Origin of the sequence: Nonomuraea sp. NPDC000554 (assembly GCF_040300065.1) — a bacterium.
Classification (GTDB): Bacteria; Actinomycetota; Actinomycetes; order Streptosporangiales; family Streptosporangiaceae; genus Nonomuraea.
Map to the genome: position 1 here is coordinate 52066 of NZ_JBEPDC010000006.1, position 24777 is coordinate 76842.

The following is a 24777-nucleotide window of genomic DNA, read 5'->3' on the forward strand; positions in this document are numbered from 1 at the left end:
CGTTCATATCACGATGGACTCTCGAGCGCCAAGATCCACAATCGTAACTGCTATTTCACATTTTATTGAAATAGGGTGAACAGTGTCTGTGGTGACCGCAGGGTTGGCCCCCACGTCAATGCAACCTCTCTTCGACGGCATTCGGCTTGCCGTACTGCGCAATGGTGCCGAAACGCCCTGGGACCTTTCTCCTGAACGAGACGGGCTCAGGGTGCTCTCACTGCCACCTGGAGGCGCACTGGAAATCCGGCTGGCGGTTCCCCTCGGGGACGCGGTGGGCTTCTGGCACCCGGAAGGCCACTGGGAACGCACCATCGTCGCCGACTGGGCTGGGCGGTTCACGTCCTCCCTGGTTGGCGGCGCTGTCGCGGGGTGTCTCTTCGACAGCGTGGGGCGCACGATGTTGGCCTTCGCCTCCGTCAACCAGGCGGCCGAGACCCATGCGGTCTTCGGGGTGTCGGAGGAGAACAAGGACTATGTGGTGCACCTGCACGTCGTGGCAGGCCAGGAGCCGTACCGTTTGCTCTTCGCCGAGTCGGCGCCGAGCGTGGCCGTGGCGATGCGGCGGCTGCGGGCGCGGCTGGCTGTGGAAGTACCGCCCGCGCCGACTCCCGAAGCGGCGCACCGGGTCGTCTATTCCACCTGGTACGCCTTCAACCAGGACGTCGAGGCGGGACCGGTCGAGGCCGAGGCGGCGCTGGCAGCCGAAATCGGCTGCGGTGTCCTGCTGCTGGACGACGGGTGGCAAGAACTGGGTTCAGGCCGAGGCTACGCCGGAATCGGTGACTGGCGGCCGGACCTGCGAAAGTTCCCCGACTTCGCGGCGCACGTGGCACGGGTCAGATCGCTGGGCTTGAAGTACGTGGCGTGGGTCGCGCCGCTGCTCCTAGGGCCGGATGCCGAGTGCTTCGCCGAACTCGCGCCCTACGCCCGCAAGGCTGCCGGAGCTCCCGGCGCGTTCGCGCTGGATCCCCGGCTGCCTGAAGTGCGCGCCCACATCGTGCGGACCTGCGCCCGGTTGGTAGCGCACTACGGGCTGGACGGACTGAAGTTCGATTTCCTCAACGAGGCCATGGTGTACGCGGGGGACGTATCCGACGAGCGGGTCGATGTCTTGGACGTCGGTGAGGCCATGCGGTTGCTCATGGCAGAACTGCGCGCCGCCTTGGAACGGATCCATCCCGACGTTCTCATCGAACTACGCCAGCCCTACACCGGGCCCGGCATGGCGAGCTTCGGAAACATGCTCAGGGCCGACGACTGTCCTGCCGACGCGACCGACAACAGGGTGCGAACGATTGACGTCTCCCTGATGGCGACGGGCGGAGCCGTTCACTCCGACATGCTGATGTGGGATCTGGCGGCGACACCGGCCACGGCGGCACGGCAGTTGCTCGCTGTGCTCCACACGGTGCCGCAGCTCTCCACCCGGCTGACGATGCTGCCCGAGAGCCATCTGCGCATGCTGCGATTCTGGCTGGACCAGCATCGGCGGCTCTACCCGATCCTGCGTGACGGTGAACTCGAACCGGGTCGACCCGATGAGCTCTACGCGACCGTCAGCGCCACGCTGGATGAGGATGCGGTGATCTCCATGTACGGCGAGCGGGTCGCACGGGTCGCCTCCCATCGCAGGATCTTCGTGGTCAACGCGAGTGCCGTGGGCAGGGTGGTGCTCGACGTCACGGGAGCGGAACGGACGACCGAGCTGACTGTTCACTGCGCGACCGGCGAGGTCGTCGAACAGCGACTCCTCACCCTCAGGCCGGGACTGTTCAGCCTGCCCGTCCCACCCTCCGGACTGGCCGTCCTTCAGGAGTGCGCATGAGTGACCTGCTGCCCGCGCGGGCTGACGTCGTCGTTGTCGGCGGGGGTCTGGTGGGCTTGGAGCTGGCCAAGGAGCTCGACCTGCGCGACGTTCGGGACGTTCTCGTCCTGGAAGCCGGCCCTGGTGACGACTTGCGCCACGTCAATGCGGCGAACAGCGCGGACGAAGCCATGCGGCTGTGGCTCGAGCCGGAGCGAGATCGGTACTTCTGGCGACCGTGGACGTCGCTGTCCGCACCGCACTACGAGGGTGTGGCAGGACTGCGGAAGAGGCTGGGCGGCAGATCCCTGTACTGGCAGGGAGTGACCTTACCGCTGGAGCCGTGGGCGCTGCGGGCCCCCTGGTGGCCGGAGCAGATCGTGCATGATCTCACCCGATCCTGGCAAGGAGGAGCGTCCTTGTACGACCGGGTTCAGGCTGACTTGGCGGTGTGGCGGGCAGAGGGAGCGACCTCAGACCCGCTTCGGCCGCTGCGGATCGGCCGTTACGAGCTCGAGGAAACGCCGCAGGCCACACGGGGGTCAGCAGAGAACTGGGAAGCCTACAGCCCGCTCAGTCACTGGGCCGAAGGTCTGGACGCACGCTCCACGGTGATCCGGATGGGGGTCGACGTGCTGAGCGTGGTCGTGACGGACGGCCGGGTCACGGGTGTGCTCGTCTGTGACCCCTCGGGGGAGACGCGCGAGATCGAGTGCGTGACCGTCGTGCTCGCCGCAGGCGCCGTCGAGAACGCACGGCTGGCCACCCAAGCCATGCACGCCGCGGGTGTCACCGCTCACAAGGAGCTCGACGGGCTCGTCGATCATCTCGCCCAAGGCTTCTTCGTCCCGTTCGATCCTGCCGTGCTTCCCGCGCGACTGATTGAGTTGGCGGATCGGGACTCCTTCTTCCACTCTGTCGGAGACTCCACAACCCGGACCAACCTGTTCCTGCGGCTCTACCGCAATCTCAAAGACTCGGTGGTCCTGGACGTGTGGACGATGGGGGAGCAGCTGCCTGGCTCGGACAACGCGGTCATGTGCCGCCCTCGTGAGAGCAGTCGGTGGTCGGTGTCCATCCGGGCCGGCCTGTCCGAAGCCGATCTCGAGGTCGTCGCAGCGCAACGCGCCGAACTCCAGAGCCTGTGGGACGCGTTCTGCGGCGAGGTCGGCATCACCACATCTGTGATCGAGTTCCCGCACTTCGAGAGCTGCGAGCGGATCTTGGAGGAAGTCCTGCCCAGCTTGGCTGACGCGGCACCGGATGGACGTCCGGTGAGCTGGACCCGCCCGCTCGGGACGGAATACCACGAGGCGTCCACCCTTCCCCTCGGCACCAGACTCACCGCCGAGCACGAGCTCATCGGCGTCTCGAACCTCTATGCGGCAGGCCCCGCAACCTTCCCGCGCCCTGGCGCGGCCAATCCCTCCTTGACGAGCTTCGCGCTGGCTCGGCGGTTGGCCGCGCACCTGGCAAGGAGAACAACGGCAGTTAAGGAGCACGGCTCATGAAGATGGCGCTGGTCTCGGGCGACGGCCTGCCCGTGAGCGGTCTGCTGACGATTTTCCGCAACGTGGTGGATCTCGGGCGCAGAGAGGGGCTGATCGAGCTGCCCGTGCCGGCGGATCTGGGCTACTCCTGGCGCCCCGACAAACCGGCGTTCTATCCCTCGGGAGGAGAAGGCCAGATCTACCCGGAATGGCTTTCCGTTGTGGACGCCGTCCCTGCCGGAGATCCGGAGTGGTTCGCCGCAGAGATCACCGAGATCAGGAACCTGGTGGCCACGGCCGAGAAGCTCTCGGATGAGGAACGGGCCGCCCTTCGTGACCGGATCGAGGCCGTCAGCGGCCCCTACGAGGATCACTTCTCCCGATGGTTCGACGAGCATGATGTCGATTGGGTGTGCGCGGTCAACATGACCCTGTCGGACGCGGTGCCCGTGACCCTCGCACTGCACCGGGCCGCCGCCCGCCGCTGGTCGGGTGAGCGCCCAGGTGGTCTGCTGTTCTGGGATCACGACCTGTTCGCCAGCTCCTCCGTCTACGAGGGCGACTTGCGCGTATATCCCTTGGCACCCAATGAGTTCACTCCTGTCCCTGGCGCCTATGCCGGACAACGCTGGGCGGTCGTGGCCGAGGGCTTGGCCAAGGACGCGGCCACGTACCCCACCACCCTCGTTCCTGATCTGGTGCCGAACATCCTGCCCGAGGTTCCGGCCGGCTTGGCAGAGCGGCATCACGAGTTCCTCGCCCAGCAAGGACTCGAGCCCGGCAGGCCGATCGTGCTGTGCCCGGTTCGGGTGTTCCGCGTGAAGGGCGTCGAGATCGCGGTGTCACTGCTGGCCGAGCTCAGCAGGGTGACCGAACAACGCGGGGAACCGGCGCCCTATCTGTTGGTGTTCGGCAGCCTCGGTGAGGACCCGGAGTACACCGGCGACGTGCTCGGCACCGCGGCACGTGAAGGTGTCTCCAACGCTGTCAGGTTCCTCGACGGAGTGCCGCTGAGCAGCTACCCGGACTCATCGGGACAATGGCACCTCGACGAGATCGATTTGCTACGTGTCTGCGCGGCGAGTGGTGGTGGCGTCTTCTTCACCCCGAACCGCCCCGACGTGGAGACGGTCGGTCTCGGTCCCGCGCTCGCCGCCGTGGCCGGAGTGCCGTGCGCCACCACTGCCTATCGGGTGTTCGACGAGGTGTACGGCGACGACTTCGGCCAGGTCCAGGTGACTGTCGACGACCTGAACGGGGCCGCACAGGAGTTCGCCGGGCAACTCGCTGCCCTCGGACGGCGCGACCCCATGCTCCTGGACCTGCTGGCGGCCAACCACCGGCGAGTGCTGCACCGGTTTTCCCCCGCTCCCTGGCGAGAGTTGCTCCGACTGATGACACAGGAGACACGATGACGCGCGCCCAGCCAGCCCTGCGATCAACACGTGACGAGATCGCCGAGGTGATCGTTTCCGGCAGCGCACGGAGCGGGATTGAGGCAGTTCTCGGCCGGTTGGCAGCCGAGTACGGCTCGGCGGACAATCCTGATTTCGTCAGGCGAGCAGCGGGGCTCGGTCACCTCCTTCCTACGGAGGTATGCGACCAGGTGCGGGACATGCGCTACCTCGAATCGGCCTCCGTGCTGGTCGTCAGAGGCGGCCCGCTCAGCGGAGCCCCGCAGGCCACCCCCGCCCATTGGAGCGAGCGCCCGCCGTACGGCTCTGTGATCGAGGATTTCTGGCTGGCGCTGGTCTCCGCGCAGTTGGGGGATGCGGTCTGCTGGTCCAGCCTCCAGGATGGCCGGCTGCTCACTGACGTTCTTCCGATCAAGGGTGAGGAGGACCAGCAGACGGGGCACGGAAGCGAAGCCGAGCTGGAGTTCCATGTCGAGGACGCCTTCCATGACGATCGCTGCGACACCCTTGCGTTGCTGGCCCTGCGCAACGACGACGCGATTCCGACCACGGTGTCGACGGCCGCCTCGCTGGACCTGAGCACTCTTGACCTCGATGTGCTGTTCGAGGCGAGGTTCCGGATCCATCCGGACCCGGAACATGTGCGGGATCACGTCCCCTCAGCGGACGAAGCCGATCGGATCAGGCCCGTGCTCTACGGCCACAGGGAAAGCCCCTACCTGCGGGTCGACCCGACGTTCACCGAGACGCTGCCCGGCGACCTGAGAGCACGGCAAGCCTTCACGGAACTCTGCGCCCAGCTCAACCGCAACCTGGTGGATGTCGTGCTGGAGAGAGGCGATCTGCTACTGATCGACAATCACCGTGCCGTGCATGGACGGCGCCGCTTCCAGGCTCGCTACGACGGAACCGACCGCTGGTTGCGCAAGATGACGACGGTCCGCGATCTTCGTCGTTCTCGCGGCCGGCGAGCCGGGGCCGACGTTCGCGCGATCTCCCCGTTCTCGTGACCGCCCCTGCGATGGTCCGGGTGATCGCTGCCAGGCCGACGCTCCGACATGCTCTGATCTGGTCCTTCGTGGGACGCCTTCCACTCGGGGTCACGACGCTGGCGCTCTTCTTCGGCACGCAGGCGACCACGGGCTCGCTGGAGACGGCCAGCACGGTCTCCGCCGCCGCCATGATCGGTATGGCGGCGGGCGCTCCGCTGCAAGGTCAGCTGCTGGACCGGTTCGCGAAACCTGTCGTGATCGTCTGCTTCACCGTCCTGCAGGTCGCCACCTTCGTCGCGCTGGCCGTGGCGGTGAACGGCGGTTCAGCCACCTGGACGCTGGCCGTCCTCGCCCTGTGCCAGGGCATGACCATCCCCTCGCTCCCGTCATGCACCCGGCTCGTACTCAAACGGGCGGTCTCCGCCGGTGAGGTGGACGCGGCCTTCGCTCTGGACACCACCCTCATGGAAGTCATCTACGTGTCCGGTCCGGCGATCGCCGCGGGGGTGACGGCCACGTGGGGGCCGCAGGGGCTGTTCCTGGGATGCGCGGTGCTCGTGGCCGCCGGCACGATCTTCTTCGTCAGGGTCACCGGAGCCCGATGGCTCGGCCCCGATCCCGGCCAAGCTGAGCGGGCCCCGGACAAGGAGGACCTCCGACCTCGCCCGCACGATTCGCGCCATTGGCTGCCCGCCGGTGGTTTCGTCCTGGCCATGGCGCTCCTCGCCGCGCCGTTCGGCCTGATCGAGTGCGCCCTGACGCAGTTCGGCACGGAGCAAGGGACGGGGCTCTCGCTGACAGGGCTGATCCTCTCGGTCACCGGCCTGGGAAGCATCGCTGGAGGGCTGGCCTATGGGACGGTCCGATGGCGAACGGGACCGGCGAGACGGTTCGTCGTCCTCGTACTCGGTCAAGGGGCGGCGATCACCGTGGTGGCGGTCCTGCCGTCCCTAGGAGTCGTCTGGACGGGGCTCACGCTGGCGGCACTGTGCACGGTGCCGCTGGCGAGCATCTGCTTCCACATGCTCGACCTGTTGAGCCCGCCAGGGATCTGGATGCGCATGCAGAGCTGGGGCGCGGTGGCCAACACCGGGGGCCACGCGGCGGGAGTGACCTTGGGCGGATACATCGCGACCGCCTATGGATCGGGCGCCACATTCGCGCTCGTAGGACTCTGCGCGTTCCTGGCGATCATGGCCGCCATGCCCGCACTGTTGAATCCGTCCGTCCGAAGACCTGAACCCGCCAAGGTAGGTGCTCATGCCGAGTGAGAATGCGAGCGCGCCGGCCAGATTGGGACGGACCGATCTGATGATCACCCGCCTGGGCCTGGGCCTGGCGCAGGCCGGTGGCCTCTACCGGACGACGGGCGAGCAGCAGGCGGTCGCGACGATCGACGCGGCCTGGCAGCGAGGCCTGAGGCTCTTCGATACCGCACCACTCTACGGCTACGGGCTGTCGGAACAGCGGGCGGGCAGAGCACTGGCCGCGCGTCCCCGGGACCAGTTCGTTCTCTCCACCAAGGTCGGGTACGTCCTGGAGCCGGATGGTCCCGACGGTCAAGACGGCTGGCCGGAAGGCGACAATGTCGGGCTCACACCGAGATTCGACTTCTCCTACGCCGGCACCTACCGCTCCCTGGAGGACAGCCTTTCCAGGCTCGGCCTGCACAAGGTGGATCTGCTGCACATACACGACCCCGATCACCACTTCGAGCAGGCGGTGTCCGGGAGCTATCGAGCGCTCACCGAACTGCGTGCGGCGGGCGTAGTCGGCGCGATCAGTGTGGGCATGTGCCAGGCGCCCATGTTGGAGCGCTTTCTCCGCGAGGTGGACGGCCCGGGCTTCGACTGCGTCATGCTCGCCGGACGCTACACGCTCCTCGACCAATCTGGGCTGGACAGCCTCCTGCCGCTCTGCCTCGAACGAGGCATTGCCGTTCTGGCCGCGGGCGTGTACAACTCCGGGCTCTTGAGTAACCCGACGCCCGGCTCGCACTACGACTACGCGCCGCCGTCCCAAGCGATGCTTACCCGGGCACTGGCCCTTCGCGACGTGTGCGAACGCCACGGAGTGCCGCTGCGCGCCGCCGCACTCCAGTTTCCGCTGACTCATCCCGCGGTTACGGCGGTGATCGTCGGGGCCCGCTCTCCCGAACAGGTCGATGACAACATCGTGATGTTCGATCATCCCATCCCAGACGGCCTCTGGACCGATCTGCGACGCCGTGGACTGCTGTAGCGGCTCCGATCGAGAGCAAGAACGGGCTGGCGTCGGCACCGAAAGGGGCTCGGCCGGCCGCCTCCCGGGGAGGCGGCCGGTCGCAACGGTCAGCTGATCACCGGGAAGCCGCGCTCCGACCAGAGCGCATGGGAGGCGGCCTCGGGGTCGTCCACGTCGGAGGGCTCGACGTCGAACAGGTGGGTGGTCGCGGTGGGCCGCTCGTACTCCGGCCAGCCGGGTGAGCCGGTGGCGGCGAACCGCGTCCAGGCCGTGCGGAACTGCTCCGACAGGCCCTCGATGTCCGGCGAGCCGCCCGTCATCATCGCCGACATCTGACCGGAGGTGGTGCCGAACGTGAGCGGCACGTCCAGGCCGTGGCAGGCGCCGAACTGCGGGGTGGGCGCCCAGGTCAGCTCGTAGGCGTAGGTCCTGCCGGTGTGCGCGTCGGCGAGCAGCGTGCTGGGCATCCGGAACAGCCAGTCGGACATCAGCCGCACGTACCCCTCCTCGTCGGACGCCCCCGACCGGTACACGGCCTCGGCGCCCTCGGGGGCGAGCGTCTTCAAGGCCGTGTCCAGGTCGTACCGCCGGCCGCCGCGCATCGCGTGGAACAGCCGGAACTCGTCCCTGTTGAACCCCACGACCAGCTCCACGTCGCGTCCGGCGCCGGCAGCCAGCGCGTTCCACGGCGTGTCCGGCAGCACCTCGCCGTCGACCACCGGCGCGAACGGCATCGGCGAGTACGCCATCGGCCCCCAGCGTCCGGGGTCGCCCGCGATCTCCTGGTAGGCGACCTCGCCCGCCGCCGCCACCAGTTCCTCCGGCGACCTGTCGTACGGCGAGCCGCCGCCGAGCCTGCGCATGATCGAATCGGTGACGCGGGCGGCGTAGCCGGGGGAGAAGAACATGCACGGCACGCTCTGCGCGATCGCGCGCCTGAACAGGCCCGCCGCCGACGGCATCGCCAGCAGCATCGCCACCGCTCCCGCGCCCGCCGACTCGCCGAAGATCGTCACGTTGCTCGGGTCGCCGCCGAACGCCGCCGCGTTCTCCTGGACCCAGCGCAGCGCCGCCACCTGGTCCAGCAGCGCCCGGTTGGGCGGAGCGCCGTCGATGTGGCCGTAGCCTTCCATGCCGACCCGGTGGTTGAACGTCACCACGACCACGCCGTGGCGGGCCAGCCTGGCCCCGTCGTACTCCGGCCAGTCGGCCGAGCCCATCCAGTACGCGCCGCCGTAGATCCACACGAGCACCGGCAGGCCGGAGCCGCCGGGGTCGGGAGTCCAGACGTTGACCGTGAGGATGTCGAGCCCGTCGGCGGGCGACGCCCCGGGCCCGAGCTGCAGCCCTGGCAACTCGGGCTGCGGCGGGCGCGGGCCGTACGCGGTCGCCTCCAGGGTGCCGTCCCAGCGGGCAGGGGGCACGGGCGCGGCGAAGCGATGCTCACCGAACGGGCTGCGCGCGAACGGGATGCCTTTGAAGACCGCGATGCCGCCGTCGTCCAGGCCGCTGATCCTGCCGGTGGTGATCGTCGTCATGGTGCACCTCTCTTCACTGTGGACGATCTTCAGTCTCGCTCCTTTCCTGGCCCTGTGACGGAAACGGCCACGGATTCGGCAGGCACCCGCCGAGCGACTTCGACTGTTGCACCATCACCGGCGCCGGCTGCCCGGGGCCGGGGCAGACGGTGTGCTCGTGCCCCAGGCTGTGGCCGACCTCATGATTGACCACGTAGTCGCGGTAGCCCGCCAGGTCGTGCCCGTACCCGGGAACCCCCTTCGCCCAGCGCCGCGCGTTGATGATCGAGCGGGTGCCGTTCCAGCACGACAGCTCGTCACCGGTGTTCAGCGGACGGCACTGCTGGTTCGTCAGGCTCGGGCTCGACAGGGCGACGCGCACCCACACCGGGTCGTGGTCGACGCGCTCGAAGCGCGCCCAGCCGCGCGGGTCGTTCAGCGCACGGTGCACCGCGGCCGCGAACCGCTGCCCGTCGAACGGCAGCCCGCGCTCCACCTCGACCAGGTACCGCACCACCTCGCCGCCGCCGGGCCGGGCAGGGGCGTCGCCCGGCACGACCTCGTACTCTCCCGACGCCGCGTACGGCACCGCCACCACGTGCTCCGGCTTCCGCGCCGCGCCGGAGGGCGGGTGGCCTGCCGGGGCCGCCGACGGCGGCGGGGACGTGGCCGACGGGGTCGGGGAGGGTGGTGAGGGCACGGGCCCTCTCGCCACGCCGCACCCGGCCGTCACCAGCAACGACACCAGCACCACTGACGGACGCAACGAGCCTCCCCCACTCGGTCACGGTGGGGAGGAATCGATCATACGCTCGTCGAGCAGATCAGCCACGCAGGGGTGCGGGTGGCGGGCCTGTTCGAGCTGTCGGACAGGCCCCGCCCCGCCGGATGCGGCCGGGACGGGCGCCGAGCGTGCTGGACCCCTTCACGTTGTGGCGGTTCGCTAGGTCGTGACCGCGTAGGGGGCGATGTCGATGGGCGGCGTCTCGCCCATGGCCATCGCGGCCACCACCTTCCCGGCGAACGGCCCCGCCGTCAGCCCGTACGCGCTCAGCCCCGTCGCCACCAGGACCCGGTCGGTGAGACGGTCGAGCACCGCAGGGCCGGGCGCGTACACGGGCCTCAGCCCGACCCTGGTCTCGGTCACGGTCGCGTTGGCCAGGCCGGGCGCCACCCGCAGCCCGGCTCCCAGCACCTCGTTCAGGCCGCCCATGGTGACGCGCGGCGCGAACCCCACGTCCTCGACGGTCGCCCCGATGACCACCCGCGAGTCGGGGAAGCCCAGCAGGTACGGGCCGCTCCTGGGCAGCACGATCGGCCAGAACCCGGTGTCGACGCCGTCGAGCGTGGCATGCACGATCTGCCCGCGCCGGGGGAAGACCGGCAGGTCGACGCCGAGGGGCCGACAGACCTCTCCCGCCCAGGCACCGGCGGCCACGACGACCAGATCCGCCTCGACTGGCTCGCCGCCGGCCTCAGGGGTCGGTCGCGGGGCCTGCTGCGGCGGGGGCGGCTCCGCGCCCGCCGCGGTGGGGGCCGCCTGGCGCCACGACGCGTCGCCCGCCTGCGGTTGCGCCAGTGGTTCCGTCTGGGGGACGGCGGTGGGAGCGGTCGCGGCAGCGTCGGAGGCCAGCAGCACGTGGCCGTCAGGGGTGAGCGTCGCGACGCCGGTGCGCAGGTCGGCGCCGTGGCGGAGGGCGGCTTGGAGGAGGGCGTCCCTGACCGAGAGGCCGTCGACGCGGGCGGCTCCGGGGACGAGGATGGCGCTCAGGTCGTCGGCGAGCGGCGGGAACAGCGCCGACGGGGTGTGCACGTCGGTTATTTCGCCCATTTCGGGCGCGTCGGGCTTGCGGCGGTTCAGCAGGGCTCGGACCGGCTCCAGGTCCGCGGGGTCCTCGGCCACCAGCAGCGCGCCCACCTGGGCGTACCCGATGTCCTCGCCCAGGGCCTCGATGAGCTCCGGGTAGTAACAGCCGCCCGCCTGGTTCAGCCGGTACCAGGCGGCGTCGTCGGGGTGGTCCACCCACGGGCAGACGATGCCCGCGCCCGCGTACGTCGCCTGCCCCTGATACGCCCCGTCGATCACGGTGACGGCCACGCCGCGGCTGCTCAGATGGTAGGCGGCACCGGCTCCGACTATCCCGCTTCCGATCACTACAACGTGCATAAGGCAATGATCGCAGCCGTGGCCGTACCGGAGCGTGATGGCCCCACTGCTGACCGCCGCCCGCGCCACAAGACCCGCCCGTACCGCACCTGCGGACCTGGGCCGTGCCCCGCACTGATCGGCACGGGCACCGCCGGTCCCCGGCGTGTCGCGCCCTCGGCCGGGGCCGACCGGTGGGCCGGTCGTGCGTCTTCGTCAGACGCGCCGGCGGTGGGTGGCCCGGTCGCCGGTCTTCAGCAGGCAGGCCGGTGGTGGGTGGCCCGGCCGCGGGTCTTCAGCAGGCGGGCCGGTGGTGGGTGCCTCGGCCGCGGGTCTTCGGTTGACCGGTCAGCGGCCGACTTCCCAGCCGTGGGTCTTCATCAGGCGGGCGGCCACGCGGGCGAAGCGGTCGGGGTCGAGGATCGCGCCCTCGCGCCTGATGTCGTCCTCGTCCAGGACGAACACGCGGTCCAGCCGGAGGTACGACGCCTTGCCGTCGCGGCCCCACGCGCCGAGCTCCAGCCAGTCGGGCCCGTCGTCGCCTTTGCTGGACAGCATCATGCCCAGCAGCTTCCGCCCCGTGCGGCCGACGATCAGCAGCGGGCGGTCCTTGCCCCGCTCCGGGTCCTCCTCGTACGGCACCCACGCCCAGACGATCTCTCCGGGGTCGGCGAGTCCGTCGAGGTCGGGAGAGTAGGCCAGCGTCGCGGCCCCGTCGAGCGAGTGGATCTCACGTACCGCGCCCCGAGCGGGCCGGGGGTCCTCACCTAGATCGCGCATCCGTGGAGCTTACGGTGCCCGGCCCCGCGAAATCCACCGCCGACCGCGCGCCCGTCCGTGGAGTCCGACGCCGACCGCGCGTCAGGTGGCCGTGGCGAGCAGGCGGCGGAGCGCGGTGGGGGTGTGGCCGAGGTGGTGGCGGACCGTCCGGGTCAGGTGGGCCTGGTCGGCGAAGCCCAGGTCGGCGGCGAGCGTGGCCAGGCTCGGCTCGCCCGATTCCAGGCGGTCGAGGGCCCTGCCGACCCGCACCCGGTTGCGGAAGTGCGTCAGGGAGACGCCGAGCTCACGGGTGAACGCCCTGCTCAGCTGGTACGGCGAGACGCCCAGGAGCTCGGCCAGGGACAGCAGCCCGTCGGCGGCCGGGTGGTCGGCGGCGATGGCCTCGCGGGCCGCGTCGACGATCGCGTGCGGCGCGGACGTCCGCGACCGGTGGCGGGGCCTCGTGGGGGCGGGCCCGCCGGAGGCGCCCTCGGTGGGCGACGACCGGGTGAGGGTGAGGCCGATGAGCGGCAGCAGGGACTCGGTCAGCGCGAAGGCCGGATCGCCGCTCCTCGCGGCGGCGAGGAATCGGCGGTGGGCCAGGTCGAGACGGGCGTCGACGTAGACGGTCGGACGGGTGGGGCGGGACTCTCCGGCCAAGGCCCGCCACAGCGTGCCCGACAGGCCCAGGGACGTGCACACGTCGCCGCCCGACGGGTGGGCGAAATGCTCCTCCTCGCCCGGCACGCCGAGATACGCCGCCGTCGCGTCGACGTCGGCGGGACGCCCGTCGGCCATGCGACGGAACCGCCCGCGCTGGACGAGCACCACGCGGTAGCCGGAGTTCACCTCCGTGGCGGACCAGTCACGATGGTCGTCGACGCAGGTCACCTCGTCGACGGCGAACCCCGGCCCAGCGCCGAGACGTACAGCGGAACGCACCCGCCGAACGCTACGCGCCGGGTACGACAATCCACGCGCCCCGACCGAGGGCCGGCGGACGGGCTTTCCCCAAGGGGGGCGTCCCGACCGCGCGAAAGGTTCGATCCGGAACGGCATCCCCATCACGCGCAAGGGGGCGGGAGGGTGTGTCCCGAAGGCGTGAGGAGGTCCAGGACGGCAAGGGCTGTTCGGCGGCCGTCTCAGGAGCGTGTCCGGTGCGTGCAAGGATGTTCAAGACCTCGGCGCCCCACCCGGAGCAGGCTGGGGCGCATGACAACGATTTCCTCGATCATCTTCGACTGCGCCGACCCCGCCGCGCTGGCCGCCTTCTACGCCAGGGCCACCGGCGGGCAGGTCTCCCACAGCGACGCCGACTTCGCCACCGTCGACGGCGGCCCCGTCCAGCTCGCCTTCCAGCGGGTGGACGGCTACCGCGGCCCCGGCTGGCCGGACGCCGCCAAGCACGTCCACCTCGACCTGCGCGTCGAGGACCTCGACACCGCCAGGAAGGAACTGGCCGAGCTGGGCGCGGGCGTTCCGGACTTCCAGCCGGGCGACGGCTCCTGGATCGTGCTCACCGACCCGGAAGGTCACCCGTTCTGTATCGCGGCGGGCTGACCGCAGGCCCGCCCGCCCCGGATGCACGGTGGTGGACGGCTCGCCCGCGCCGGCGCATCGTCACGTGACGAGGGCCGGACCGGTCAGAGGAAGAACGCCCGGATGTCGTCCACCAGCAGCGAGGGCGCCTGGAGGGCGGCGTAGTGGCCGCCCTCGGGAAGCTCCGTCCAGCGCACCACGTTGTGCACCCGCTCGGCGTACCTGCGCACGCTGCTGTCGCCGGGGAAGACCGCCACGGCGGTGGGCGTGGTGCCGGGCTCGGCCGGCAGCCCCCAGGAGGAGGCGCCCTCGCGGTAGAGGCGTCCGGAGGAGCCCGCGGTGCCGGTCAGCCAGGAGATGGTCACGTCGGTCAGGACGTCGTCGCGGGCCACCCCGCCGACGTCCTCGCCCCACGAGGCGAACCCGTCGAGGTTCCAGGCGAGCTGCCCGGCGGGCGAGTCGGCCAGGCCGTAGGCGAGCGTCTGCGGCCGGGTGCCCTGGATCATCGCGTACCCGGAGTACGCGCCTCGCCAGCGGTCCATCTTGGCGGCCCGCTCCTTCTCGACCGGCGTCAGGTCGGCCAGGTCGGCCAGGTCGTCGGAGGGGATCGTGGTGAGCGCGTTCAGGTGCACGCCGACGACGCGATCGGGGTCGAGCCTGGCCACCGCGGGGGAGATCAGCGAGCCGAAGTCGCCGCCCTGTGCGCCGTAGCGGGCGTAGCCGAGCCTGCGCATCAGCTCGGCCCACGCGGCGGCGATCCGCTCCACGCCCCAGCCGGTTGCGGTGGTGGGCCCGGAGAAGGCGAACCCGGGGATGGACGGGATGACCAGGTGGAAGTCCTGGCTGAGCGGCCCGGCGACGTGCGAGAAGTCGGCGAACGTGCTGGGCCAGCCGTGCGTCAGCAGCAGCGGCAGCGCGCCGGGCCTGGCCGAGCGGACGTGCGCGAAGTGCACCCGCTGTCCGTCGATCTCGGTCGTGTACTGCGGCAGCTCGTTCAGCCTGGCCTCGTGCTCGCGCCACGAGTAGCCGTCCAGCCAGTACGCGGCCAGCTCGCGCACGGTCTCCGGCGGGACGCCGTATGACCAGCCGACCCCTTCCAGGGCGTCGGGCCAGCGGGTACGGGCCAGCCGCTCGCGCAGGTCGTCGAGCTGGGCCTGGGGGATGTCGATGACGAATCTCTCCATGCCCGCGACACTAGGAAGGATCGCGGCCAGTTCCGGGCCGCGATCGGAGCCACAATGGACGCATGCTCGACACGTCCGCGCGACTGCTACGCCTCCTGTCACTGCTGCAGACGCGGCGCGACTGGGCCGGTGCCGACCTGGCGGAACGCCTCGGCGTGGCCAGGCGCACGGTGCGGCGCGACATCGACCGGCTGCGCCTGCTCGGCTACCCGGTGGACTCCACGCCCGGCGTGTCGGGCGGCTACCGGCTCGGCGCGGGCGCCGAGCTGCCGCCGCTGCTGCTGGACGACGAGGAGGCCGTCGCGGTCGCGGTGAGCCTGCGGACGGCCGCGGGCGGCACGGTGACCGGCATCGAGGAGACGTCGCTGCGCGCCCTGGCCAAACTGGAGCAGGTCCTGCCGTCACGGCTGCGCCACCGCGTCAACGCCCTGCAGGCGCACACTGTGCCGATCACTCGCGAGGGCCCTACCGTCGACGCCGACGTGCTGACCCGCATCACCGCCGCCTGCCGAGACCAGGAGCAGCTCCGCTTCGACTACACCGGGCACGAGGGCGCGACCACGTCCAGGAAGGCCGAGCCCTACGGCCTGGTCGGCTGGGGCCGCCGCTGGTACCTGGTCGGCTGGGACGCCGACCGCCAGGGCTGGCGCACCTACCGCGCCGACCGCATCCGGCTGCGCACCCCGAACGGCCCCCGCTTCACCCCGCGCGAGCCCCCGGAAGGCGACATCGCCGCGTTCGTCCAGCGGCGTCTCGGCTACGACATGTGGCCGATCCAGGCCCGCGTCCTCCTGCACGCGCCCGCTGAGCAGATCCCCGGCAGCGTGACGGGCGTCGTCGAACCGGTGAGCGACGGCACCTGCGTGCTCACCCTGCGCGGCGACGAACTCCGGCTCATCGCGATCACGGTGGCGTTCCTGGACGTGGACTTCGAGGTGCTGGAGCCGGTGGAGCTGGAGGAGTGGCTCGACAGGCTGGGCCGCCGCCTCCGCTCCTCCAGAAAGGGCTAGGCGGGCCGCTCGACCCGGTCGCCCGACCAGTCGGTGTGGAAGGCGCCGTCCCGGTCGACGCGGTGGTAGGTGTGCGCGCCGAAGTAGTCGCGCAGCCCCTGCACCAGCGCGGCGGGCAGCCGGTCACGCCGCAGCCCGTCGTAGTAGGCCAGCGCCGAGGAGAAGCCCGGCGTGGGCACGCCGATCTGGACGGCCGTGGTGACCACCCGGCGCCACGCGTCCTGGGCCGTGTTCAGCGCGTCGGCGAACGTCGGGTCGGCCAGCAGCGTCGGCAGGTTCGGGTCGGCGTCGTAGGCGGCGCGGATCCGGTCGAGGAACTTGGCCCTGATGATGCAGCCGCCGCGCCAGATCGTGGCCATCGCCCCCAGCTCGAGGTCCCAGCCGTACTCCTTGGACGCGGCGGCCATCTGGTCGAAGCCCTGCGCGTAGGCGACGATCTTGGACGCGTACAGCGCCTGCCGCACGTCCTCGATCAGCTCGCGCCCGCCCACGGCCGACAGCTGCGGCCCCTCCAGCGACCTGGCCGCCGCGCGCTGCTCCGGGTGGCCCGACAGGGCGCGGGCGAAGACCGCCTCGGCGATGCCGGTGACGGGCACGCCCAGGTCGAGCGCGCTCTGCACGGTCCAGCGACCGGTGCCCTTCTGCTCGGCCTGGTCGACGACGACGTCCAGGAACGGTTTGCCGGTGGCCGCGTCGACATGGTCGAGCACCTCGGCGGTGATCTCGATCAGGTACGAGTCCAGCTCGCCCCGGTTCCACTCGCGGAACACCTCGGCCAATTCGGCGGGCGTGGCGCCGAGCGCCTGGCGCAGCAGGTCGTAGGACTCGGCGATGAGCTGCATGTCCGAGTACTCGATGCCGTTGTGCACCATCTTCACGAAGTGCCCGGAGCCGTCGGGGCCCACGTGGACCGCGCACGGAACGCCGTCGACCTTGGCGGAGATGTCCTGCAGGATCGGGCCCAGCGCCTCCCACGACTCCGCCGAGCCGCCGGGCATGATGCTCGGGCCGTTCAACGCGCCCTCCTCGCCACCGGAGATGCCGGTGCCGACGAAGTGGATCCCCCTCTCGCGCAGCGCCGCCTCGCGCCGCCGCGTGTCGGCGAAGTGCGCGTTGCCACCGTCGACGATCATGTCGCCGGGCTCCATCAGGTCGGCGAGCTGGTCGATCACCGCGTCGGTGCCCGCCCCCGCCTTCACCATGATGATCGCCCGCCGGGGCCGCTTCAACGACGCCACGAACGTCGCGAGCTCCTCAGCGGGCACGAACGTCCCCTCCCCGCCGAACTCCTTGACGAGTTGCTGGGTGCGGCTGGGCGTCCGGTTGTGCACGGCCACCGCGTACCCGTGCCTGGCCAGGTTGCGGGCCAGGTTGCGGCCCATCGTGGCCAGCCCCGTGACGCCGATGTCTGCCAAATCCATCTCTAGCCTCTCCTCTGTGAGGGATACGCACGATGAAGCCTGGCGGTTCGGCCGGGTATTCCCCCGGAGTCAGTCGCCGAGCCGGACGCCGAGCTCGTCGATCCTGGCCAGCATGTCCGCCGGGTCGGCGTAGACGCGGAAGGCGCCGGACCGTTCGAGCTCGTCTCTGCCGTACCCGCCGGACAGCAGCCCGATGCCGAGCGCGCCCGCCCGGCGGGCGGCGAGCAGGTCCCAAATGCTGTCACCCACCACCATCGCATGGCGAGGGTCGACGTCCAGCAGCGCGGCGCCGGCAAGGAACAGATCCGGGTCCGGCTTGGCCCGGCGGACCATGTCGCGCGTCACCATCGGAGTGTCCTCCGGCAGGCCCAGCATGCCCAGCGCGAGCCTGGCCGTGCGCGAGTAGCCGCTGGTGGCGATCGCCCACGGCACGCCGCGCGCCGTCAACTCCGTCAGCAGCTCGGTCGAGCCGGGCAGCGGCCTGACCGAGTCGATCTGCTCGGCGTAGGCGTCGGCGTGGGTGGTCTGCAGCTCGTCGATCTGCTCCTGACTCAGCTTCAGCCCGGTCTCCCGCAGCAGCGCGCTGACGAACAGGCCGCCGCTCATCCCGATGCGCCGGTGGATCCGCCACACCGACAGGTCGATGCCCATTCCCGACAGGGCCTGCCGCCAGGCGACGACGTGCTGGTAGACGCTGTCGATCAGGGTTCCGTCGAGGTCGAAGAGAAACGCCGGGGTGGGAGCTTCAGCGAAGTCGGTCATGCGTCCATGACACCATGACGAGCATGCGGATCATCATCGCGGGCGGGCACGGGAAAGTCGCCCTGCGGCTGGAGCGGCTGCTCGGGGGGCAGGCGCTCGGTCTGGTGCGCAATCCCGCGCACCTCGCCGACGTCCAGGCGACCGGAGCCCGGGCCGCCCTGTGCGACCTGGAGCGGGCCGACGTCGAGGAGGTGGCCGAGCTCCTGGAGGGCGCCGACGCCGTCGTCTTCGCCGCGGGCGCCGGCCCCGGCAGCGGAGCCGCGCGCAAGGACACCGTGGACCGGGCCGCCTCGGCGCTGATGGCCGACGCGGCCGAGCGCGCCAGGGTGCGGCGGTTCGTGCAGATCTCCTCCATGGGCGCCGGGAAGCCTCCCAGCCCTGGCAGCGACGAGGTGTGGGCCGCCTACCTCAAGGCCAAGACCGAGGCCGAGGAGGACCTGCGCCGCCGCGACCTCGACTGGACCATCCTGCGTCCCGGCTCGCTGACCGACGAGCCCGGCAGCGGCAGGGTGTTGCTGGCGCCCGAGGCGCCGCGCGGCAGCGTGCCCCGCGACGACGTGGCGGCCGTCATCGCGGCCCTGCTCCAGGGAGCCGGTGCCCGCCGGGTGCTGGAGCTGGTGTCGGGCGACACCCCGATCCCGGACGCGATCCGCGCCATCCCGTGACCGCACCACGCTGACGGGCCACCCTAGAGGCTGGAGCGGGCCAGCTCGCGGCACTGCTCCAGGGTGTGCCCCGCCAGGGCCTCGCGGACGGCCGGCACACAGACCGGGGCCATGGACAGGCTCGTCACGCCGAGCCCGGCGAGCACCGGGGCGAGCCGGGGGTCGCCCGCCGCCTCGCCGCACACCCCCACCGGCTTCCCGGCGGTCGCCCCGGCCTGCGCGCACTCGGCCACCAGGCGCAGCAGCGCGGGCTGCCAGGGGTCCAGGAGGTCCGCCAGCGCGGGGTGCTGGCGGTCGGCGGCGAAGGCGTACTGGCTGAGGTCGTTGGTGCCGACGCTGAGGAAGTCCACCTCTCGCAGGAGACGGTTCGCCTGCAGCGCGGCGGCCGGCACCTCGATCATGACGCCCACCCTGGCCAGGCCCCTGGTGCGGGCGCGGGCCGCGAAGTCCGCCGCCTCCGCGGCCGTCGTGACCATGGGCGCCATCACCCAGACGTCGGCGGTGGCGGCGCGGGCGGCCTCGGCGACGGCGTCCAGCTGGGTGTCGAGCACGGACGGCAGCAGGCGGTCCACCCGCAGGCCGCGGATGCCCAGGGCGGGGTTGGGCTCCTCCGGCAGCCCGAGGAACGGCAGCGGCTTGTCGGTGCCCGCGTCCAGGGTGCGCAGGACGACCGTCTCCGCCTGGGCGAACACCTCGGCGTAGGCGGCGACCTGCTCCTCGAAGCTCGGCGGCCGGGCACGGTCGAGGAACAGGAACTCGGTGCGGAACAGGCCGACCCCCTCGGCGCCCGGCCGCAGGTCGGCGGCGGAGCCGATGTTGTGCATGAGCCTGATCCGGTGGCCGTCGGCCGTTCTGCCGGGGCCTCTGCTTCCGGCCAGGCGGGCCCGCTCCTCGCGGTCGCCGTCGCGGACGCGCTCGGCCGCCTCCGCGGTGAGGCCGACGGCGACCTCGCCGCTCCCGCCGTCCACCGAGATGATCGTGCCGTCGGCGAGAGCGGTGACGCCCGCGCAGGCCACCACGGCCGGCAGGCCGCGGGCGCGGGCCAGGATCGCCGTGTGGCTGGTGGGGCCGCCCCGCTCGGTGACCAGCGCCAGCACGTCCGGGCCGAGGGCGGAGGTGTCGGCGGGTGAGAGGTCCGGCGCGACCAGCACGAACGGGTGGCCCGGCGACGGGATCCCGGGCATCGGCAGGCCCAGGGCGGCGGCGACCGCCCGGTGCCGGAGGTCGTCCAGGTCGGGCGCCCGCTCGGCGAGGTAGCCGCCGAGCGCCGCCAGGGCGTCGCGGTGCTGCGCGAACGCCGCGTCGAGCGCGTGCGCGGCGTCCATCCCGTCACGGACGCGCTGCTCGGCGTCCTCGTGCAGCATCGGGTCGGCGGCCATCATCGCCAGGGCCTCCAGGATGTCCGCCTCCTCTGCCGTCGCCGCGGCGGCGGAGGCGCGGCGGCGGAGATCGGCCGCCACCGCCTCCAGCGCGCGGGCGACGGCGGGCAGCTCCTCGGCCAGGTCAGGGCCGCGGCGCGGCGCGGGAAGCACCGGCGGCGGCGCCATCCGCACCAGGGGGCCCGCCGACCGGCCCTGGCTGACGCCCAGCCCCGACAGCGTGTCAGCCATCTTCGGCGTCCAGATCCCGGGCCAGCAGCGCCGCCAGCGTGTCCACGGCCTCCTCGGCGCCCGGCCCGTCCGCCTCCAGCGTCACCTCCGTGCCGCGGACGGCGCCCAGCGACAGCACCCCCAGCATGCTGTTCGCCGGAACCGACCGCTCCCCGGCCCGCACCCGCACCGGCACCCCCAGCCGGGACGCCTCCTGCACGAACAGCTTCGCCGCACGGGCGTGCAACCCGCTGGCCGACGCGACGGCCACCGTTCTCCGCGCCATCGAAACCCTCCTCACGGCTCGATCGTGACCTTGATGGCCTCGCCCCGGCTGACGAGGTCGATCCCGTCGAGCACCCGGGACAGCGGCAGCCGGTGAGTGATCAGGTCGGCCACCGGGACGGCGCCCTCGGCGATCAGCCGCAGCGCCTCGGCGTTGTGCGCGGGGCTCGACCCGTTCGCGCCGACGATCGTCAGCTCGCGGTAGTGCACGAGGTTGGAGTCCAGGCGGATGACCGGAGAGTCCTTGGGGAGGCCGCCGAAGAAGCTGATGCGGCCCTGCCTCGCCGCCATCAGCACCGCCTGCTCCTGCGCCGCGCCCGAGGCCGCCGCCGTGACGACGACGTCCGCGCCCCTGCCGCCCGTCAGTTTGAGCACCTGCTCCACCGGGTCGCCGTCGATCACCGTGTCGGGACGCACCAGCTCGGCGGCCATCGCCAGCCGGTCGGCGTTGACGTCCACGAGGAAGACCCGCGCCGCGCCGCGCGCCCGCGCCATGCGGACGTGCAGGCAGCCGATCGGGCCCGCGCCCATCACGACCACGTCGTCGCCCGCGCCCACGCGCGCCAGCGACTGCCCGTTGAGCACGCACGCCAGCGGCTCCGCCACCGACGCCTCGGCGAACCCCACCCCGTCGGGGACGGCGTTCACCCCGTTCACCGCCAGCACCTTGGCCGGGACCACCAGGTACTCGGCGAAGCCGCCGTCGTAGTGGTAGCCCATCGACTCCTGGCGCGGGCAGACGGTCATCCGGCCGCGGCGGCACTCCTCGCACGTCCCGCACGGGATCGCCGCGATCACCTGCACCCGTTCGCCGGTCTCGGCCACCTCGCCCGCGATCTCGTGCCCCATCACCCGTGGCGGCCTGATGTGGTGGTGGCCGAAGCGGAAGATCTTCGCGTCGGTGCCGCAGGTCGAGCAGTTGCGCACCCTGATCTTCAGCTCGCCGGGACCCGCGACGGGCTCGGGGGCGTCCTCGATCCTGATGTCCCCGGGAGCGTGGAATCTGGCGACCTTCACGTGAGCTCCTTCACTACCTGGTGGACCTCTGTCGCCTCGCGCAGGGCCCTGGCACGGTCCGGATCGAGCAGGATGTCCGCGAGCGCGGCCAGCAGCGGCACCTGGCCGCCGTCCCTGGCGGCGATGCCCACGCAGAGCGTGACCCGCTCGCCGTCCCAGTCGACCCCGTCGGGGAAGCGCACCACGCAGATCGCGTCGCGCCTGATGACCTCCTTGGCGGCGGCCGTCCCGTGCGGGATGGCCACCTCCTCGCCGACGTAGGTGGAGATCGTCCGCTCGCGTTCGAGCATGGCCTCGATGTACGGCTCGTCCACCGCGCCCACCTCGACCAGCGCGCGCCCGCACCGCCGGATCGCCTCGGCCTTGTCGGCGGCGACCTCGTGCAGCAGCACGGCGCGGGCGTCGAGCAGGTCGTCACGCATCGACCGTGCCGCCGTTCCTGATCGTGTCGACCAGCCTGGTCACCGCGGGGTCGCCGAGGAAGATCTGGAACGACACCAGCACCTTCCCGGGCGCGGCGGCCCTGGCCCTGGCCGCCAGGCCGGCGTGGCAGAGGACCACGTCCGCGTCGGCCGGGATGGAGTTCACCGGGGTGTGCTCGACCGCGACTCCGGTCGACTTGAGTTGCTTGCGCAGCTGACTGGCGAGCATCACGCTGCTGCCCATCCCGGCGTCGCAGGCGACGATGATCTTGTGGATGTCCTTGCTGTCGATGCTGGTCATGGCGTCAGGCCTCCTTGGCGACGGGCTGGGCTCGCTGGTCGTCCCCGATGGGGGTGGGCTCGGTCACTTCGTCGGCGGGCGCGTCGGTGACGGCGGTCGCTTCGGGGGCGGCCTCCGTGGGCGGCTCGGCCTTCTCGCCTGCCTTCTCACTGCGGCCGAAGCCGAGCAGCAGGGCGGCGACGGCGAACGTCACGGCCGTGGCGATGACGATCCCGGCGATCACGCCCAGCCAGCCGCCCCGCGGGGTCACCGCCAGGTAGGCGAAGATGCTGCCGGGCGACGGCGTGGCGACCAGGCCCGCCCCGGTGACCATGAACGTGAACACCCCGGCCGCGCCGCCCAAGATGACAGCGAGGATGAGCCGCGGCTTCATCAGGACGTAGGGGAAGTAGATCTCGTGGATCCCGCCGAAGAAGTGGATGATCATCGCGGCGGGCGTGCTCGGCCGCAGCGGACGCGGGCCGAACAGCAGGTAGGCCAGGAGCAGCCCGAGGCCGGGCCCCGGGTTCGACTCCAGCATGAACAGGATGGACTTGCCGTGCCGCACGGACTCCGCGACCCCGAGCGGGCCCAGCACGCCGTGGTTGATGGCGTTGTTCAGGAACAGCACCTTGGCCGGTTCGATCAGCACGGACGCCACCGGCAGCAGGTCGTGCCCGATCAGCCACTCGACGGCGCCGCCCGCGGCCGTGGTCACGGTGCGGACGATCGGGCCGATGCCCCACACGCCCGCGACGGCCATCGCGCCGCCCACGATGCCGGCGGAGAAGTTGTCCACGAGCATCTCGAACCCGGCCTTGGTCCGCTGCTCAGTGAACTTGTCCACATATTTCAGGATCAAGGCGGCCAGCGGGCCGATGATCATCGCGCCCAGGAACATCGGGCTGTCCGACCCGACGACGATGCCCATCACCGCGACCGCCCCCACCACCGCGCCGCGCTGCCCGTGGACCATCCGGCCCCCGGTGTAGGCGATGAGGATCGGCAGCAGGGCAGTGATGATCGGGTTCACCATCGCGGCCAGCGCCGCGTTCGGCAGCCAGCCGGTGGGGATGAAGAGCGCGGTTATCAGGCCCCAGGCGATGAACGCGCCGATGTTCGGCATGATCATGCCGGCCAGGTGGCCGCCGAGCCGCTGGATTGTGGCCTTGACGCCGGTCCCGTAGACCGGGGGAGTGTAGGTGTCGGCCATCGGACGTGCTCCTTCGGGGGGATGAGCAGGGTCTTCGTGGTGCGGGTCCTCGTGGTGCGGGTCTCCGTGGAGTGGCGAGCGTCGGGGGTCGGTGCGTGGGGTCAGCTGTGGACGGGGCGGGACGGGTCGGGCGGGCTGATGCGCACGGCGTCGCGGCTGATGTCGGCCGGGCCGGGCATCCGGCTGCCGGGGAGGCGGACGGCCGCCGCGCCCCAGGCCAGCCCTTCCAGCAGGGCGTCCCTGCCGCGTCCGCCGGCGGCCAGGAAGCCCGCGAGCATCGCGTCCCCCGCGCCGACCGCGCTGCGCGGCTCGGTGACCGCGGCCTCGCCGTACCAGATGCCGTCCTCCTCCACCAGGACGGCGCCGTCGCCGCCCAGGCTGGCCAGGACGGCCCGCGCGCCCGCCGCCCTGAGCTTGCCCGCCGCCTCCACCACGTCGCCGACGCGGCGGATCGGCATGCCGGTGGCGGCGGTCAGCTCGTCGAGGTTCGGCTTGACCAGCGCGGGGCCCGCGGCGAGTGCGCAGGCGAGGGCGGGGCCGCTGGTGTCGACCGCGACGTGGATGCCCGCCCCGGCGAACCTGCGGCACAGCCTCGCGTACACGTCCGCGGGGACCTCCGGCGGCAGGCTGCCGGACGCGACCACCCAGTCGGCCTCGTGCGCGGCGGCCAGCACCGCGTCGGCGATCGTGTCCAGCTCGGCGGGAGACAGGGCCGTGCCCGGTTCGTTGATCTTGGTGATGGTGCCGTCGGGCTCGGCGAGCGTGACGTTCGACCTGGTCGTCCCGGCCACCGGCACGGTCACCATGTCAAGGCCCTCCAGAGTGAGCAGCCGGACGAGCTGCCTGCCCTCGTCGCCGCCGAACGGCACCACGGCCCGCGAGGTGACGGCGTTGGCGAGCAGGGCCCGCGAGACGTTCACGCCCTTGCCGCCGGGGTCCAGCCGGGCGGCCGCGGCCCGGATGACGGCCGCCCTGGTGAGCGACGCGATCTCGATCGTGCGGTCCAGGCTGGGATTGAGGGTCAGGGTGAGGATCATCGGC

At 71.6% G+C, this 24777-nt stretch carries 24 protein-coding genes; 9 read left to right on the top strand and 15 right to left on the bottom strand.

Going from position 1 to position 24777, the window contains the following annotated elements; genetic code table 11:
* The first annotated feature begins 88 nt into the window (after positions 1–88).
* The 6 genes from ABT294_RS13560 (at position 89) to ABT294_RS13585 (ending at position 7945) form a co-directional block, all read left to right on the top strand.
* Positions 89–1828, top strand: a complete 1740-nt coding sequence (locus tag ABT294_RS13560) for a glycoside hydrolase family 36 protein (RefSeq protein ID WP_350805756.1) — start codon at positions 89–91, stop codon at positions 1826–1828.
* On the top strand, positions 1825–3318 hold the full coding sequence (locus tag ABT294_RS13565) for a hypothetical protein (RefSeq protein ID WP_350805758.1): 1494 nt from the start codon (positions 1825–1827) through the stop codon (positions 3316–3318). The genes ABT294_RS13560 and ABT294_RS13565 overlap by 4 nt, the downstream gene beginning before the upstream one ends.
* Positions 3315–4712: a glycosyltransferase family protein gene (locus ABT294_RS13570; protein ID WP_350805759.1), complete on the top strand. Its 1398-nt coding sequence runs from the start codon at positions 3315–3317 to the stop codon at positions 4710–4712. The genes ABT294_RS13565 and ABT294_RS13570 overlap by 4 nt, the downstream gene beginning before the upstream one ends.
* Complete coding sequence (locus ABT294_RS13575) at positions 4709–5722, top strand: TauD/TfdA family dioxygenase (RefSeq protein WP_350805760.1); 1014 nt, start codon at positions 4709–4711, stop codon at positions 5720–5722. The genes ABT294_RS13570 and ABT294_RS13575 overlap by 4 nt, the downstream gene beginning before the upstream one ends.
* 68 nt (positions 5723–5790) lie before the next feature.
* Positions 5791–6975 (top strand): MFS transporter, encoded by a 1185-nt coding sequence (locus ABT294_RS13580; RefSeq protein ID WP_350805761.1) that lies wholly within the window; start codon positions 5791–5793, stop codon positions 6973–6975.
* 40 nt (positions 6976–7015) lie between these two features.
* On the top strand, positions 7016–7945 hold the full coding sequence (locus tag ABT294_RS13585) for an aldo/keto reductase (protein WP_350805762.1): 930 nt from the start codon (positions 7016–7018) through the stop codon (positions 7943–7945).
* A gap of 89 nt (positions 7946–8034) precedes the next feature.
* Here the strand turns inward: ABT294_RS13585 and ABT294_RS13590 are convergent, their stop codons facing one another.
* From ABT294_RS13590 to ABT294_RS13610, 5 genes are all read right to left on the bottom strand, one after another.
* Positions 8035–9465 carry a carboxylesterase/lipase family protein gene (locus tag ABT294_RS13590; RefSeq protein WP_350805763.1) on the bottom strand — a complete coding sequence of 477 codons (1431 nt, stop codon included), beginning with the start codon at positions 9463–9465 and terminating at the stop codon, positions 8035–8037.
* Positions 9466–9478: 13 nt separating this feature from the next.
* Entirely contained in the window at positions 9479–10210 is a 732-nt protein-coding gene (locus ABT294_RS13595; protein WP_350805765.1) for a DUF3152 domain-containing protein, read from the bottom strand.
* Positions 10211–10387: 177 nt separating this feature from the next.
* Positions 10388–11611 carry an NAD(P)/FAD-dependent oxidoreductase gene (locus ABT294_RS13600; RefSeq protein ID WP_350805766.1) on the bottom strand — a complete coding sequence of 408 codons (1224 nt, stop codon included), beginning with the start codon at positions 11609–11611 and terminating at the stop codon, positions 10388–10390.
* Between the two features lie 327 nt (positions 11612–11938).
* On the bottom strand, positions 11939–12370 hold the full coding sequence (locus ABT294_RS13605; protein ID WP_350805767.1) for a type II toxin-antitoxin system PemK/MazF family toxin: 432 nt from the start codon (positions 12368–12370) through the stop codon (positions 11939–11941).
* 81 nt (positions 12371–12451) lie between these two features.
* Positions 12452–13291, bottom strand: a complete 840-nt coding sequence (locus ABT294_RS13610) for a helix-turn-helix domain-containing protein (RefSeq protein WP_350805768.1) — start codon at positions 13289–13291, stop codon at positions 12452–12454.
* Positions 13292–13561: 270 nt separating this feature from the next.
* On the opposite strand from ABT294_RS13610, the gene ABT294_RS13615 reads away from it, so the two are divergent.
* Positions 13562–13909, top strand: coding sequence for a VOC family protein (locus ABT294_RS13615; RefSeq protein ID WP_350805769.1), 348 nt, complete (start codon positions 13562–13564; stop codon positions 13907–13909).
* An 83-nt stretch (positions 13910–13992) separates the two neighbouring features.
* Here ABT294_RS13615 and ABT294_RS13620 read toward each other — a convergent pair whose 3' ends face one another.
* Complete coding sequence (locus tag ABT294_RS13620; protein WP_350805771.1) at positions 13993–15072, bottom strand: epoxide hydrolase family protein; 1080 nt, start codon at positions 15070–15072, stop codon at positions 13993–13995.
* A gap of 62 nt (positions 15073–15134) precedes the next feature.
* Here ABT294_RS13620 and ABT294_RS13625 point away from each other — a divergent pair, with 62 nt between their 5' ends.
* On the top strand, positions 15135–16082 hold the full coding sequence (locus ABT294_RS13625; RefSeq protein ID WP_350805772.1) for a helix-turn-helix transcriptional regulator: 948 nt from the start codon (positions 15135–15137) through the stop codon (positions 16080–16082).
* On the opposite strand, the gene gnd is transcribed toward ABT294_RS13625, so the two are convergent.
* On the bottom strand, positions 16079–17503 hold the full coding sequence (gnd, locus tag ABT294_RS13630) for an NADP-dependent phosphogluconate dehydrogenase (RefSeq protein WP_350805774.1): 1425 nt from the start codon (positions 17501–17503) through the stop codon (positions 16079–16081). The genes ABT294_RS13625 and gnd overlap by 4 nt on opposite strands.
* A 69-nt stretch (positions 17504–17572) precedes the next feature.
* Complete coding sequence (locus ABT294_RS13635; protein WP_350805775.1) at positions 17573–18265, bottom strand: HAD family hydrolase; 693 nt, start codon at positions 18263–18265, stop codon at positions 17573–17575.
* Positions 18266–18288: 23 nt separating this feature from the next.
* Here ABT294_RS13635 and ABT294_RS13640 point away from each other — a divergent pair, with 23 nt between their 5' ends.
* Positions 18289–18930, top strand: a complete 642-nt coding sequence (locus ABT294_RS13640) for an NAD(P)H-binding protein (RefSeq protein WP_350805776.1) — start codon at positions 18289–18291, stop codon at positions 18928–18930.
* A 23-nt stretch (positions 18931–18953) separates the two neighbouring features.
* On the opposite strand, the gene ptsP is transcribed toward ABT294_RS13640, so the two are convergent.
* From ptsP to pfkB, 7 genes are all read right to left on the bottom strand, one after another.
* Positions 18954–20540 (bottom strand): phosphoenolpyruvate--protein phosphotransferase, encoded by a 1587-nt coding sequence (ptsP, locus tag ABT294_RS13645; RefSeq protein ID WP_350805777.1) that lies wholly within the window; start codon positions 20538–20540, stop codon positions 18954–18956.
* Positions 20533–20805 carry an HPr family phosphocarrier protein gene (locus ABT294_RS13650; protein WP_350805778.1) on the bottom strand — a complete coding sequence of 91 codons (273 nt, stop codon included), beginning with the start codon at positions 20803–20805 and terminating at the stop codon, positions 20533–20535. The genes ptsP and ABT294_RS13650 overlap by 8 nt, the downstream gene beginning before the upstream one ends.
* Positions 20806–20816: 11 nt before the next feature.
* Positions 20817–21821: a zinc-dependent dehydrogenase gene (locus ABT294_RS13655; protein WP_350805779.1), complete on the bottom strand. Its 1005-nt coding sequence runs from the start codon at positions 21819–21821 to the stop codon at positions 20817–20819.
* Complete coding sequence (locus tag ABT294_RS13660; RefSeq protein WP_350805781.1) at positions 21818–22243, bottom strand: PTS mannitol transporter subunit IIA; 426 nt, start codon at positions 22241–22243, stop codon at positions 21818–21820. The genes ABT294_RS13655 and ABT294_RS13660 overlap by 4 nt, the downstream gene beginning before the upstream one ends.
* Positions 22236–22544, bottom strand: a complete 309-nt coding sequence (locus ABT294_RS13665; protein ID WP_350805782.1) for a PTS sugar transporter subunit IIBC family protein — start codon at positions 22542–22544, stop codon at positions 22236–22238. The genes ABT294_RS13660 and ABT294_RS13665 overlap by 8 nt, the downstream gene beginning before the upstream one ends.
* A gap of 4 nt (positions 22545–22548) precedes the next feature.
* Positions 22549–23736: a mannitol-specific PTS transporter subunit IIC gene (gene mtlA, locus ABT294_RS13670; protein WP_350805783.1), complete on the bottom strand. Its 1188-nt coding sequence runs from the start codon at positions 23734–23736 to the stop codon at positions 22549–22551.
* Positions 23737–23837: 101 nt separating this feature from the next.
* Positions 23838–24773 (bottom strand): 1-phosphofructokinase, encoded by a 936-nt coding sequence (gene pfkB / locus ABT294_RS13675; protein WP_350805784.1) that lies wholly within the window; start codon positions 24771–24773, stop codon positions 23838–23840.
* Between the last annotated feature and the right edge of the window lie 4 nt (positions 24774–24777).